Below are 15,002 nucleotides of genomic sequence, written 5' to 3'. Positions count from 1 at the left end.
GAAAGGAGGTGATCCAGCCGCACCTTCCGATACGGCTACCTTGTTACGACTTCACCCCAATCATCTGTCCCACCTTCGGCGGCTGGCTCCCGTAAGGGTTACCCCACCGACTTCGGGTGTTACAAACTCTCGTGGTGTGACGGGCGGTGTGTACAAGGCCCGGGAACGTATTCACCGTGGCATGCTGATCCACGATTACTAGCGATTCCGGCTTCATGTAGGCGAGTTGCAGCCTACAATCCGAACTGAGAACGGTTTTATGGGATTTGCTCACCCTCGCGGGGTTGCGACCCTCTGTACCGTCCATTGTAGCACGTGTGTAGCCCAGGTCATAAGGGGCATGATGATTTGACGTCATCCCCACCTTCCTCCGGTTTATCACCGGCAGTCACCTTAGAGTGCCCAACTAAATGCTGGCAACTAAGATCAAGGGTTGCGCTCGTTGCGGGACTTAACCCAACATCTCACGACACGAGCTGACGACAACCATGCACCACCTGTCACCGCTGTCCCCGAAGGGAAAACTCTATCTCTAGAGCGGTCAGCGGGATGTCAAGACCTGGTAAGGTTCTTCGCGTTGCTTCGAATTAAACCACATGCTCCACCGCTTGTGCGGGCCCCCGTCAATTCCTTTGAGTTTCAGTCTTGCGACCGTACTCCCCAGGCGGAGTGCTTAATGCGTTAGCTGCAGCACTAAGGGGCGGAAACCCCCTAACACTTAGCACTCATCGTTTACGGCGTGGACTACCAGGGTATCTAATCCTGTTTGCTCCCCACGCTTTCGCGCCTCAGCGTCAGTTACAGACCAGAAAGCCGCCTTCGCCACTGGTGTTCCTCCAAATCTCTACGCATTTCACCGCTACACTTGGAATTCCGCTTTCCTCTTCTGTACTCAAGTCCCCCAGTTTCCAATGACCTTCCACGGTTGAGCCGTGGGATTTCACATCAGACTTAAAGGACCGCCTGCGCGCGCTTTACGCCCAATAATTCCGGACAACGCTTGCCACCTACGTATTACCGCGGCTGCTGGCACGTAGTTAGCCGTGGCTTTCTAATGAGGTACCGTCAAGGTACGAGCAGTTACTCTCGTACTTGTTCTTCCCTCACAACAGAGTTTTACGATCCGAAAACCTTCTTCACTCACGCGGCATTGCTCCATCAGACTTTCGTCCATTGTGGAAGATTCCCTACTGCTGCCTCCCGTAGGAGTCTGGGCCGTGTCTCAGTCCCAGTGTGGCCGATCACCCTCTCAGGTCGGCTACGCATCGTCGCCTTGGTGAGCCGTTACCTCACCAACTAGCTAATGCGCCGCGGGCCCATCCTGTAGTGACAGCCGAGACCGTCTTTTAACATTTCCCCATGTGAGGAAATGGATTATTCGGTATTAGCCCCGGTTTCCCGGAGTTATCCCAATCTACAGGGCAGGTTGCCCACGTGTTACTCACCCGTCCGCCGCTAAATCAGAAGAAGCAAGCTTCTTCGTCATTCGCTCGACTTGCATGTATTAGGCATGCCGCCAGCGTTCGTCCTGAGCCAGGATCAAACTCTCCATAAGATCTGGATGACGTTACGCAGCACATTGCTTTGTCAGCTTCACTCGTTCGGTCAGTCACGTACGCTAGTACGTTCCTTCCCTCTCTCGATTGCTTCCTCGCACTGCACTACGTCTCGTCATCCAGCGAATAGAACTAGTTTAAAAGCTCATTTGTTTTGCTGGCATCATCATTAAATGATGTCAAAATTGTTTTGCTTATCATTCTAACAAGTTAGCTGATAAGCTGTATGTCTTAACGTTTTGCATGTTCAGTTTTCAATGTTCATGTTGTTTAAGTTGTCGTCTTGTTTCAGCGACCTTTGTATCTTAACACCCTTTTAATAACTTCGTCAACACCTTTTAGTAAAGATGTTGTGTAAAATATGATAACACTTTATTCTAAAAAATTCAACAATTAACTAGATTCGATTTAAACCCTTTAAAACACTAACTTTATAGCACTATTAGTAAACTTAAATTAGGCTACTTCTTTTATTAATCATAGTTTTAAAATCTAATTTAAATCAGTATATATCTTCTATTTCATATTTCATCATCAAGTTTTGTATTAAAAGTCTAAGTGGATAAGATTATAAGTTTTTAATATCCCATTCTTATACATGACTACTTAATACTAATAATTAATAACTCTTTTTTATTATAGAAGAAACAAAAAAAGAGAGGCAAGATACCCCTCTCTGCTAAAACGTTTATAAGAAGATAAAGTAACAAAGGAATACTACCCAGAGACCATACATGATTGGGTGAATTTCTTTTATTCTACCAGCAACGATCATAGTAATTGGATAGAATAAAAATCCGATTGCGATACCAGTTGCGATTGAGTACGTAAGTGGCATTGCTAGGATAACGAAAAATGCCGGAACAGCAATCTCAAATCTCTTCCAATCAATTTGCCCTAAAGCCGATACCATCAATACACCTACGATGATTAATGCTGGTGCAGTTACATATGAAGTAACAACACTTAATACCGGATAGAAGAATAACGATAACAAGAACAATACACCAGTGACGATAGCTGCAAATCCAGTACGAGCACCTGCTGCAACACCCGCTGTAGACTCTACATATGAAGTAGTAGTTGAAGTACCTGAAACTGCACCTGCTACTGTTGCAATTGAATCTGCCAATAACGCTTTACCAGCGCGCGGAAGTTTATCATTTTTCATTAAACCTGCTTGGTTAGCAACAGAAATTAGTGTTCCTGCGGTATCAAAGAAATCTACGAATAAGAATGTTAGTACTATCACTAAAAACTGAGTCGTAAGTAGTGCTGTTGGATTATCGAAGAATACATCAAATGCAGCACCGAATGTTGGTCCCATATCTGGAACGCTTCCTACTATTGCATCAGGTAAAGCCACTAAGCTGAAGATCATTCCGACAATAGCTGTAATCAGCATGCCGTAGAAAATCCCACCTTTAACACCTTTTACCATCATAATAACAGTTATAACAAGTCCGAAGATTGTTAATAAAATGTTAGGATCAGATAGATCTCCTAAGGAAACTACTGTATCTGGATTTGAAACAATGATTTTAGAATTTTGTAAACCTACAAATGTGATAAATAAACCGATACCTGCACCCACTGCATACTTTAACTCTGCAGGGATTGCATTGATAATTGTTTCACGAATACCGGATAATGAAAGAATAATAAAGATAATACCTGAGAATAGAACCCCAGTTAAAGCAATCTGCCACGGAATTTCATAAGTTAATACTACTGTATATGCAAAGAATGCATTGAGTCCCATACCTGGAGCTAGCGCAATTGGATATCTTGCTATTGCCCCCATAAGAATAGAACCAATTGCAGCGGCGATTGCTGTTGCTGTAAATACTGATCCTTTATCCATATACATAAATTCTGGTAACCCTTCTACCGTTTCCAGAGATAATGTCATTGGGTTAACAACTAGAATATAAGCCATCGCCAAGAAAGTAGTTAGACCACCGATAATCTCATTCCGATAATTTGTACCTAGTTCTTCAAATCGAAAATACTTTTTCATAATTTCCTCCATTTATTGTCTGTATAACAGAAAAAAGCACACGACTAGTGAATCAGTCGTATGCTTTAGTATCTCAAGTAAGGGAAGAATTATCCTTCTTCCACTTAATCGTAGTCGAATCATTTACGGTGATTCGGTAGAGACTTTTGGGCCTTATTCCCAACGTTATACGACGACATAATTAAATTATACTAGTAATATAACATCATTATTTTAGGAAATCAACACTAAATCCGAACATTTTTAAATAATAAGTTGAAATAGTTCGGCAATGTGGCATTTCCAACATTACTAGAAAATCAAAGCACGGAAGCATTTCTCACTAGTATAATTAAAAGGAATTACTAACTTACGTCTTATATAGAAGGAGTGTGCATAATGACAAAAGTTGAACGACTATTATCTATACTAGTCACTTTATTAAATAGGGAAGTAGTATCAGCAGATGAACTAGCCAAAAAGCTAGAAGTTAGTAAAAGAACGATTTATAGAGATATCGAATCATTAGGATTATCAGGGCTTCCAGTCGTAACTATTCACGGTCGAAATGGAGGCGTTGGATTGATGCCTTCCTACAAAATGGACAAATACTTGTTTTCTGATGAGGAGAAACAAAAAATTATAGAATCTTTAAAAATACAGCATAATATATTGCAAGAGGATAACCAAGTTCTCATAGAAAAGTTGGAGAATCTAAAAGGAAATGATGAATCTTTTAATCACCTTTCCTATTATTCTCCCACTATGCATAGAATAGAAATCGAACAGGAAACCAAGGAAAAGCTAGCAACTTTAAGAGGAGCAATATTACAGAAAAAAAAGCTGAAAATAAAATACATTTCTTTAAATGGAGATATTACTAGCCGTGTTATTTCTCCCAGTAACATAGTTTTAACAAATGGTAGCTGGTATCTGGAAGCATATTGTGAAAAAAGAAAAGATAGAAGAATGTTCAAGCTTACCCGAATTAGAGAGCAGCTCTTAATAGATGAAGAATCTACCTCAATAGAAGGAAAAGAATTTAACATAACAACTATTTATGAGCAAGCTGAACTAACTTTCCATAGAAATCAGTTAGGCAAGTTATATGATTTTTTCTTGGAAGAAGAAATTGAAATTAGAAGCAATTATATAAAAGTCACTTTCAAATATGACAGTAATAGAAATCTGATACCTTTTTTATTAATGTTCGGTAGTACTGTTGATGTGATAAAACCACAGACATTGAAACAAGAATATTACAATGAATTAAATAAAATCCACAAAAAAATAAATGATGACAATCAGTTGTCATATATACCATGATATATTCCCTTTAGAAGGGTGGAGATTTAAAGTGAAAACTAAAGTGATTTACGGAAATAAAGTGAGAACAAACAATCATGATAGTAGTATATTTTCTAAAAAATGGGAGGAGTTCTTACAGAACAAAGTTAATGGTGATATTTATGCCATATATGGTAACTATGAAAGTGATTTTACTGGTGACTTTGACTTCATGATTGGCACGGAGGAAAATACCGGAGAAGATAGCTTTACTATCGCAAATGGAGAATATTATATTTGGGAAGTCAAGTCAAAAGATCCAAGTGGTGTTGGTCAAGCATGGAGAGAAATTTGGGAAAGTGATTTGCCGAGAGCTTATAAAACAGATTTTGAAGTTTATAAAACAAACGGAAGTATAGCCATTTATTTATCCATTTTATCTAAGTCGTAAAAAATAGCCTTGCATCCTTTTTTCAATAAGGATACAAGGCTATTATTAACTAACTATTACCACTTAATAGTAGCTGGCGGCTTACACTAAATGTCATACACTACGAAGTTAGTGTGAGGTGATACTACAATAAATCGAGACAATACTTGCAGACCTTGCGGAGTTTCAGGTTACATATATTGCCGGTAGATCCTATTACTCCCTAAGTCATGAACGAAGCAACCAATCGAGTATGGAGTAGTTGTAAAAAGATTTAACCTTATAATAAAAAGTAAATTGTTGGAAGTAAACTTTAATGATACACTTGATTCACTGGTGTGATTTATTGGAAAAGTGGGGATGGCGATATAAAAAAAATATTATCTTTCATGGATTGGGGCATATTTGCCCTGCGTTTATACCATTATATTTTGCTATTGTCGCAGTTTTTCACAGAAAGTGAGCTTTCGAACAGAACATTGTTAAACTTCATCTGGTTGATGATAGCACTTATCATCCCTATGATATTTTGGTTTCCTCAACGAAGGATGAACAAAGTCTGGTTCTGCATACTGGAGCTATTGCTAGGCGGTTCTTATTATGTGAATTCCGTCTTCGATCCGGATTTGACATCAAAAGCAGACTACTTGTTACCGAGTCTTACAATGGGATACTTATTGACTAAGCAGACGTTTTGGATCATTCCTGCGGTTACTTTGATTCCTTTTACCTTTCAGTCTTTCTTAAGATTACCTTGGGAACAAACCCTGAGTATCGGAGCAGACAATCTGTTATTCTGCTTCATCGGCTTATGGGTAAGCTTAATAGCCAAAGCGTATTATCAGAAAAATGAACTGGTAGCTGAAGTGGAGCAACAAAATAAGCTGTTAACCCACTATGCAGATGAGATTGAGAAGATGACTTTACTTGAAGAGCGCAACCGCATGTCCAAGGAACTTCATGATACACTGGGGCACTCTTTTATCTCACTCATTATGAGTCTTGATGCTTCCATTGCCCTTTTGGATCGTAAACCTGCCGAGGTAAAAGGTCGGTTAATTCGTTTAAGAGCATTAGCTGAACAAAACCTGGACGAAATGAGAAACATTGTCCACGAGATGGGAGAAGAAGAGGAGTCGAATCTTACACGACAAGTTGAGGCGCTTGCGGTCAGTTTCCGGGAGTACACTGGAACAGTCCTCACTTTGAATCTGTTTGGAATAGAGCAGCCGATGCGTTTTGAAGTTCGACAAACTATCCTTCGAGTCATTCAGGAGTCTTTTACAAACGCACTAAAACATGGAAAAGCGTCTCAACTGCATTTGGAGCTTCGATTTTCCGAGTCCAATTTGCAATTGTTAATTCAGAATAATGGAAAACCGATTGAAAACAATTTGGAATATGGCTTTGGCTTGACTACTATGAAACATCGAGTTGAGCGATTGGGAGGTAGACTGTTTGTGTCACCTAAAGTGGGAAATGAAGCAATCACCGAAGTCAGTTGTGAAATTCCGCTGAAAGGATTGATGCTGCATGGCGAAAATTAAAGTGTTGCTTGCCGATGATCAGGAATTAATTCTGGAAAGTCTGCACATAGTACTCTCCATGGAAGAAGATTTAGAAATTGTCGGGTTAGCCAAGAATGGCGAAGAAGCAATTAAAGGCTGTGAGCAGTTTAGGCCAGATATTGTGCTGATGGATATCAATATGCCCGTCATGGACGGCGTTGCCGCAACTGCCCTGATAAAAGAACAGATACCTGCAATCAAAGTTATTATGCTGACCTCCTATCGAGAAGTAGAGTATGTATTGACAGCATTAAGCCATGGAGCAGAAGGTTATCTGCTCAAAGCTATTCATCCTAGGGATCTGGCTGCAGGCATACGGGTAGTTCATGCGGGAGGGACTTTAATCACTCAGGAGATGGCGAGTAAAATGATTAAAAGTATGAACAATAACTCCTCCACAAAAAGTAATGAATACGGACTCAGTACCCGTGAAATTGAAGTGCTGCATAAGCTGGCTTTGGGCTTGCGCAATCAAGACATTGCTGAGGCACTATTTCTTAGTGAAGGAACTATTAAAAATTACATCTCAACCATTTATTCGAAACTTAATGTGAGTGGAAGGCGTGAGGCCGCCCGTAAAGCCCGAGATTCCGGAATCATGGATCATTAAGAAACCGATATTTAAGAAGCTAGCAACTTATTATTGTTGCTGGCTTTTTTGGTCATGTTTAAATAATGACAAAAGCTCACTTTCTCTTTATGACTTTTTCAACCTATACTCATAACTATCAAGCAATAGAGGAGCTGAAGCAAGAATGAAGAAAACGTCTGCACACAAAGTGAAGCAGCAGGTTGGTGGAAAATTAAGTACATGGAGTCGATTTTGGCGCTTTCCAATCATCTGGATGATTGCAGGGTCAATCGGTATTATTCTCGTGGATTCACTATTCCGTGCTCTAGCAGAACAAGTAGAGGGAATTTTTTCCCTTCTTTTGACATTAACAGCGGGTTTTGTTGCCATTATGGTCTACAAGCTTACGATGAAATACCTGGCAAGTCGGTCAACTCCAGAGATATCAACACACCGCATAGGAATTGAAGCTGGCATGGGATTACTAACTGGGGCAATCTTTATCATAGTATCCACTTTTATAATAGTTGCTATGGGAGGTTACTCCTTTCAATGGGCGAGTGCGGATATGGGTTCTGTTCTTATATCCTCCATTGAAGCAGCTTTAGGCGCAGCCATTATTGAGGAACTCATCTTTCGTGGGCTTATGTTCCAAGCCATCAGTAAATTAGCAGGAAACTGGCTCGCACTCGCTGTGACCTCACTATTCTTTGGAGTTGCCCATCTTGGAAATACAGGGGCAACACTATGGAGCTCGTTCGCCATTTCTATAGAAGCAGGTCTTCTGCTCGGAGCAGCATTCATGTGGCGACGGAATTTGTGGTTTGCCATGGGACTGCATTTTGCCTGGAATGCATGTGAGGGTTTACTTGGTATTCCGGTTTCTGGACACTCTTCAGTCGGTCTGTTTACTGTGAAAGTAAACGGTGCTGAACTTCTCACGGGGGGGGATTTTGGACTCGAGGGCTCTATTGTGCCGGTTATGATCAGTCTTCTGATAGCCATTCCCATGCTGATTGGCTCTGCAAGGCATCGAGCATCAGTAGGGAAGCTTTGAACTTGAGAATCAATTAAATTTATATGTGTAAAATTCAATGGAATTTCCTCCCTTCTGTCATGAAAAAACTCCCTTCTACTTGTGAAATAACACAAATAAAAGGGAGTTTTTTATGAAATCAAATGCAGGTAGACGAATAGTACCTTATGTCAAAACCACAATTCATTTTGATTTATAAGGATATAGCAGACATTTAAAGTATCTAAAAATGGTTATTCCCACTCAATAGTAGCTGGTGGTTTACTCGTAATGTCATACACTACGCGGTTAATGTGAGGTACTTCATTTACCAAACGAACACTTACTTTTTCTAGAACATCCCATGGGATACGTGCCCAGTCAGATGTCATTCCGTCGATAGAGGTTACTGCACGGATACCGATTGCGTAATCATACGTACGTGCATCGCCCATTACTCCAACGCTGCGGATGTCAGGAAGTACTGTGAAGTACTGCCAAATATCACGGTCAAGTCCAGCTTTTGCAATTTCCTCACGAAGGATGAAATCAGATTCACGAACGATTTCTAATTTTTCTTCTGTAATTTCACCTAATACACGAATTCCTAGACCTGGGCCTGGGAAAGGTTGGCGCCAAACGATTTTTTCGTCTAAACCAAGTTCTAGTCCTAAAGCGCGTACTTCATCTTTAAATAACGTTTTTAATGGCTCAATTAGTTTAAACTGCATATCTTCAGGAAGTCCACCAACATTATGGTGAGATTTGATCGTTTGAGCTGTTGCAGTTCCAGACTCAATAATATCCGTGTAAAGAGTACCTTGTGCTAAGAAGTCCATACCATCTAACTTAGAAGCTTCTTCATCGAATACGTAAATAAATTCGTTACCGATAATTTTGCGTTTTTTCTCTGGATCTGAAACACCGGCTAATTTATTCATGAAGCGCTCACGAGCATCAATTTTGATGACGTTCATGTTAAAGCCTTCTGTAAAAGTCTTCATAACTTGCTCCACTTCACCTTTACGGTTTAAGTTATGATCTACGAACATACAAGTTAATTGGTCACCAATTGCTTTATGGATTAATACCGCAACTACAGAGGAATCCACTCCACCACTTAATGCACAAAGAACTTTTTTATCCCCGACTTCTTGACGAATGTTTTGAAGCTGCATTTCAACAAAGCTCTCCATTGACCAGTCACCTTTAGCATGACAAACATCAAATACGAATTGACGAATTAACTCAATCCCGTAAATGGAATGTCTAACCTCAGGATGGAATTGTACAGCATAAAAATTCTTCGCTTCATTTGCCATTGCAGCCACTTCACAAGATGGACTAGTTGCAATAACTTCAAAGCCTTCAGGTGCAACTGTTACATGGTCTCCATGGCTCATCCAAACAACTTGGTTTTCTGGAAGTTGTCCAAATAAAGGCGTTGCATTTTTCACATTAATCTCTGCTTTACCATATTCTCTATGAGAAGCTTTTTCTACTTTCCCACCGAAATGCTGAGACATTAACTGCATCCCGTAACAAATACCTAAAATTGGCACACCTAAGTCATAAATTGCTGAGTCGATATGGAATGCATTTTCATCGTAAACTGAATTAGGACCACCTGAGAAGATAATTCCCGTTGCATTTATTTTTTTCAATTCTTCTGCTGTAACTGTATGTGGAAGTAGTTCGCTATATACTCCAAATTCACGGATACGACGCGTAATTAATTGGTTATATTGACTTCCGAAATCTAGAACGACAATTTTTTCTTGTTCTTTTAACAATGGTGTTAAAGACATTAGCTCCACCTCTTCTTATAAGTAATCCAATTATACCCTCTGTCTCATTGAATGATAAAAAAACGCGTTAGAAAGCATACCTCTTTCTACGCGTTTATGTTTTCTACATCAAAAAGGTGAATGCATATGCCTGAAAAAGACATGACTGCATTCACCTTCATAGTCAAGTTGTTAATGGCAACTTGGTAGAAACATCCGAACCATATCATCGGACATATACGAGGGCAACATTGGTCATTTTATTTGACTTCAGTTTACAGGTTGTTGCCCTTAAAATCAACCACTAAGCTGATTGATTAAATTTTCCCAACTTTCTCTCATTGATATATAATCTATGCCTTCTCGATTATTACCATATAAACCTTTTTCGTATGCAGCCGTTAATTTGCGCATATGCGTTTCTCCAAGGCTTGCATCTACATATTTTGCATATGCAGATAACGTCTGTCCTTGCTCTCTTGTCATTCCATATGCATTTAATTGTTTTAATAGCTGGTGATACATTTTTTCAAACGTATCCCAATCGTTTTTCCGCATTCGGTTAACCGGTATCAATACTTTTGATAACCACTTTCTCCGATGGCGATATGCAAATATAGATAATAAAGCTAAACCGAATATCGTCCAAAAAATTAGCGCTTTATGATCAGATACCCATTTAGCAATATTGCTCATGATTTCTGTAAAACCTTTAGAAACTTCCTTCTCATCTTTATCCGCTTGAGTTTTTTCTGGAGTTTCCACTGGGGTATTTTCAGGTGTTTCCAATTCATCTTTTTCAGTATCTATATCATAATTTAAATTGACAGCATTCGAAAATCCAATAGTTGGCTCAAACGTCATCCATCCTACACCTGGGAAATAAGCTTCTACCCATGAGTGGGCATTATTATTTGTCACCTCATAAACCGGAAGTCCATTTTGGCGTTCGACTACCTCTCCTGGTGCAAAACCTTTTACCCAACGTGCGGGAATTCCTTCAGAACGCAATAACACAACCATCGAAGTCGAGAAGTTATCACAATAGCCTATCTTTGTATCAAATAAAAACTGATCAACATAGTCGGTATCGCCCTCCGGAATCGCAGCCATATCCTGATTATAACTGAAGCCACTTAGACTGAAATACCGTTCAATTGCTTTTGCTTTATCATATAAACTATCACTATTTGTTGTAATAGAAGTTGCCAAATCTCTTACCCTCGTTGGTAATGTTTCGGGAAGCTGCAAGTAGCGATCGAATTCACTAGGCAATCCTTCTAAGTTTGCAGGCACCGTTTCCCTAAGTGCTTTTAAGCTATAAATCGGCTCATTGTACATTACATTGTAGGCCCCAACAGGTGTTTCTTCGGTCCCGTTAAATGTATTCAGCTTTTGATTTCTAACATTTAACGATAAAGTAACTGGCTGCTCTGAATCAACCTGCTCAATTCCATAGGGCTGCATGATAAAAGGATAAGACTGAGACATGAAAATATTTGCCACTAACGAGTCATCTTCTGTTCCAGGTGCTATATCAGATTCAATTGGCTCTCCTAGCTTGTAATTCGTTAGAATTGGAGGTTCTGTTGCAGAATTAACCCAGCCCTTCGAAGTATAAGTATCCTTCGTTTCAATCTTCCAATATTGCTTCGTTGGAGCGGTTGCATAAAATACTGGGGTAGCATCGCTTGCGAAAGCCCCACCTAAGCGCTCATCATTTTCCCCGTATCCAACTCTTTGGGTAGCTCCACCCACACCTCTTCCATCTTCACCATTTGAAGCGTTTGGACTAGTAGACAATAGAAAAGGTACTGGATCTGGCCAGCTTGGACCTGCTTTTGGCAACACATAAGCAAGAGTACTACTAAGAAGTATGACACCGCACAAACATCCAATACCTGCTACTAAAAACGCCCCATGTAGCTTACCATCTTGCTCATGCATCATTTTTTGTGCATATAACAAGCCTAAAATGATGAACCCAGAAGTTAATACGATAACGATACTTTTCTCGCCACTATATGGACTAAACGTATCTAAAATCGTTATAAATAAAACCGTAAATAAAAAGAACAACATCAAGTTTTTACGTAGCCGTATCCAATAGTTTAGTAAATAAGTAGTCATCCATAGTAAAATAAAAAACAAAAATGTTCGAAAGGGATTCGTAACTCCTACCCAGTCTTGGCTTAAAAGAGAGACAATATTTTCTACGAACATCCCCCAAATTAACTTAAAAGTATCTAATGATAAGAAAGATAAATCTGTATAGATATGTACAATTACCCAACAAATATATACTAACTTAACGGGAAATACATATACCCATTTCAATTTTAATAGATAAAATGCGAAGGAAATAGCTAAATACCAACCAAATAAGTCTAAGTAACCCGTATCTGTGAGTTCAATTACCGGTTTTAACCACTCCAACATTAGTATAAAAACAAATGAATAAATAAATACAGATAGTACGGTTTGCTGTGTTTTTTTACTCATGAACGTTTCACCTCCAAAAAGGCTTGGGCAAAGCGATCTTTCGTAATAGACTGTACTTGAAAACCTCTGCTTGCTGCATACTTGTACATGGCATTCTCTTCCCGGGTAGTTTTTTCAGTTTTCGTTTTTATGACAAAACAAGTACAAGCTCGGAGGTTCGTTGCATTTTTTTGTACACTATCCATCCATTCATAAGTTAAGTTACTAGTTACATATAAAAGAGTTGTTGCATTAGACAACGATGGATCATGCAAAATTACCTGTTCTAGTGGTTTCGTTAAGTCATCTCTCACTTTGGTTAAATGGTATAGTACTCGCTGTAGATGTTGATCAGTCTGAACTTCAGGTAAAAACATCCGATCCTCTCCGACTGACAGAAATGCTGAGGAAGCTTGGTGCCTTACGATTGCTTGCATAATGGAAGCCGTTAAATCGACCACTTCCTCAAACAAAGGCGAAGGAGTTCGATCGATCATAACGAACATATCCTGAGATTGCCGATCTTCAAATTCCTTTGTTTTTAATGTTTGCGTTCTCGCAAAAGACTTCCAGTGAATCCACGATACTCGGTCACCAGGTTGGTATGATCTAACTCCAGTCGCCATCGATGTATCTTTCATTGCTTGGATTCTTGAGGCAGCTGCTCCTTGGTCATATCTCGTTTCAATTGGTATGTAGACCATCTCCGTCAAATTAGGGAATACTAGTATTGTTTTAGGATTGGCTATAAATAATTCCTTTTTCACCCACCCAAACAAATCACTAACTCGAATGCTCATCCCCTCTAAAACATGCTCACCACGTGGAATATGCTCTATTTCATAGGTCCATGTAAATTCTTTTTTCATACCCCAAAAGGTAAGCTGTTTCCAAGAAGCTTCTGTAGTAAGGGAAGGACTTACCTTCTCCTCCATCTGAACGTACATAAGCGGAAAACGACTTTTCCTAGTCACACGAATTGTCGCTGAGAACCTACCACCACTTTGAACTTTACGCGTCTCAATTATTCGCTCAACGACTATATCAGCTAACGAATTCATAAATAATAGCAACGAATATAAAGAAATAGGGACGATCAAATAAAATAAAAACCAGCTAACAAATCCCCCTTGAAACATTGCATACACGAATGCTACAACTAACAGAAACAGCACGCCTACTACTCCTCGAATCTTCCTCCATCGGTTAAGCAATCGCTTCATTGACTTACTTTCCTCTTAATAGGGACCGGAGTTCGCTTCACAATTCGTGCTAGCACTTCTTCAGAAGAAATCCCATCATATCGTGCTTCTGGGCGTAAAATGACACGATGTCCAAATACATAAGGCATCAAATACTGAATATCATCTGGAGTAACATAATCTCTACCATGAAGCATGGCTAGCCCCTGTGATGCGCGCATCAAAGCAATAGATGCACGAGGGCTAACCCCTAGATAAATATATGTATCCTGTCTTGTACGATTAGAGAGGTCAACAATATAGCCCTTCATCGTTTCATCTACTTTTACTTCTTTCACTCGTCTTTGTAGATGGATTAATTCCTCTAAGGAAATGACGGGCACTAAAGTATCAATCGGTGACGCATGCTCTAATCTATTTAATACTTCAATCTCTTCCCTCGGATGCGGATAGCCCATCTTTAATTTTAATAAGAAACGGTCTAACTGCGCCTCTGGTAACGGGTATGTCCCTTCATGTTCAATCGGATTTTGCGTTGCCATAACAAAAAATGGCTTTGGAATTGGTATCGTCACTCCATCAATCGTAACGGAAGCTTCCTCCATCCCTTCTAAAAGCGCAGATTGCGTTTTAGGAGATGTACGATTGATTTCATCAGCAAGAACAATATTCCCTAAAATCGGACCTGGTCTAAATTCAAATTCCATTTCCTTTGGATTGTAAATAGATACACCTAATACATCCGAAGGCAATAAATCCGGTGTGAATTGGATTCTTTTAAAGTCTGCTCCGATAGATTTAGCAAGGGCGCGTACCATCATCGTTTTCCCTACACCTGGTACATCCTCTAATAACACATGCCCTTGTGCCAATAATGCAACTACAGCGAGCTGGGCAATATTTTTTTTACCAATCATTACTTTTTCTATGTTCTCAATAATTGATTCTATCTGCGCTTGTTCTCTCATCCATTCTTCCCCCTTAGGTACCTTATAAATAGATTAGCGTGAAAATTTATACAATGCAGTATAAGCATACCCAAAATTTGCCTTAAGTACAAATACAAATTAAAAAGTCGAGCTGTCATTTTAACCGACAGTTCGACT

General features: G+C 39.6%; 10 protein-coding genes, 1 rRNA gene and 2 riboswitches. Of the genes, 5 read left to right on the top strand and 6 right to left on the bottom strand.

The window, feature by feature from the left end; genetic code table 11:
* Position 1: 1 nt before the first annotated feature.
* Positions 2-1,555 (bottom strand): 16S ribosomal RNA (locus tag MKY37_RS14435).
* Between the two features lie 689 nt (positions 1,556-2,244).
* Positions 2,245-3,576 carry an NCS2 family permease gene (locus MKY37_RS14430; RefSeq protein ID WP_340778195.1) on the bottom strand — a complete coding sequence of 444 codons (1,332 nt, stop codon included), beginning with the start codon at positions 3,574-3,576 and terminating at the stop codon, positions 2,245-2,247.
* Positions 3,577-3,667: 91 nt separating this feature from the next.
* Positions 3,668-3,769: riboswitch (purine riboswitch) on the bottom strand.
* Between the two features lie 185 nt (positions 3,770-3,954).
* On the opposite strand from MKY37_RS14430, the gene MKY37_RS14425 reads away from it, so the two are divergent.
* The 5 genes from MKY37_RS14425 (at position 3,955) to MKY37_RS14405 (ending at position 8,468) form a co-directional block, all read left to right on the top strand.
* Positions 3,955-4,881 (top strand): helix-turn-helix transcriptional regulator, encoded by a 927-nt coding sequence (locus MKY37_RS14425; protein WP_340778193.1) that lies wholly within the window; start codon positions 3,955-3,957, stop codon positions 4,879-4,881.
* 31 nt (positions 4,882-4,912) lie between these two features.
* A complete protein-coding gene (locus MKY37_RS14420; protein WP_340778191.1) occupies positions 4,913-5,293 on the top strand; it encodes a GyrI-like domain-containing protein in 381 nt (126 codons plus the stop codon).
* Between the two features lie 317 nt (positions 5,294-5,610).
* On the top strand, positions 5,611-6,819 hold the full coding sequence (locus tag MKY37_RS14415) for a sensor histidine kinase (RefSeq protein ID WP_340778189.1): 1,209 nt from the start codon (positions 5,611-5,613) through the stop codon (positions 6,817-6,819).
* Positions 6,806-7,450, top strand: coding sequence for a response regulator transcription factor (locus MKY37_RS14410; RefSeq protein WP_340778187.1), 645 nt, complete (start codon positions 6,806-6,808; stop codon positions 7,448-7,450). The genes MKY37_RS14415 and MKY37_RS14410 overlap by 14 nt, the downstream gene beginning before the upstream one ends.
* A 145-nt stretch (positions 7,451-7,595) precedes the next feature.
* Complete coding sequence (locus MKY37_RS14405; protein WP_340778184.1) at positions 7,596-8,468, top strand: CPBP family intramembrane glutamic endopeptidase; 873 nt, start codon at positions 7,596-7,598, stop codon at positions 8,466-8,468.
* A 212-nt stretch (positions 8,469-8,680) separates the two neighbouring features.
* Here the strand turns inward: MKY37_RS14405 and guaA are convergent, their stop codons facing one another.
* From guaA to MKY37_RS14385, 4 genes are all read right to left on the bottom strand, one after another.
* Entirely contained in the window at positions 8,681-10,234 is a 1,554-nt protein-coding gene (guaA, locus tag MKY37_RS14400; protein WP_305080237.1) for a glutamine-hydrolyzing GMP synthase, read from the bottom strand.
* Between the two features lie 140 nt (positions 10,235-10,374).
* A riboswitch (purine riboswitch) is annotated at positions 10,375-10,476 on the bottom strand.
* A 34-nt stretch (positions 10,477-10,510) separates the two neighbouring features.
* Positions 10,511-12,715 carry a transglutaminase domain-containing protein gene (locus MKY37_RS14395; RefSeq protein ID WP_340778181.1) on the bottom strand — a complete coding sequence of 735 codons (2,205 nt, stop codon included), beginning with the start codon at positions 12,713-12,715 and terminating at the stop codon, positions 10,511-10,513.
* A complete protein-coding gene (locus tag MKY37_RS14390) occupies positions 12,712-13,917 on the bottom strand; it encodes a DUF58 domain-containing protein (protein WP_340778179.1) in 1,206 nt (401 codons plus the stop codon). Before MKY37_RS14390 ends, MKY37_RS14395 begins: the two co-directional genes overlap by 4 nt.
* A complete protein-coding gene (locus MKY37_RS14385) occupies positions 13,914-14,864 on the bottom strand; it encodes an AAA family ATPase (RefSeq protein WP_340778177.1) in 951 nt (316 codons plus the stop codon). The genes MKY37_RS14390 and MKY37_RS14385 overlap by 4 nt, the downstream gene beginning before the upstream one ends.
* Positions 14,865-15,002 lie beyond the last annotated feature (138 nt).

The sequence above is a fragment of the Psychrobacillus sp. FSL K6-2836 genome (assembly GCF_038003085.1).
In the GTDB taxonomy this organism is placed as follows: Bacteria; Bacillota; Bacilli; order Bacillales_A; family Planococcaceae; genus Psychrobacillus.
This window is presented reverse-complemented; position numbering and strand designations above follow the sequence as displayed.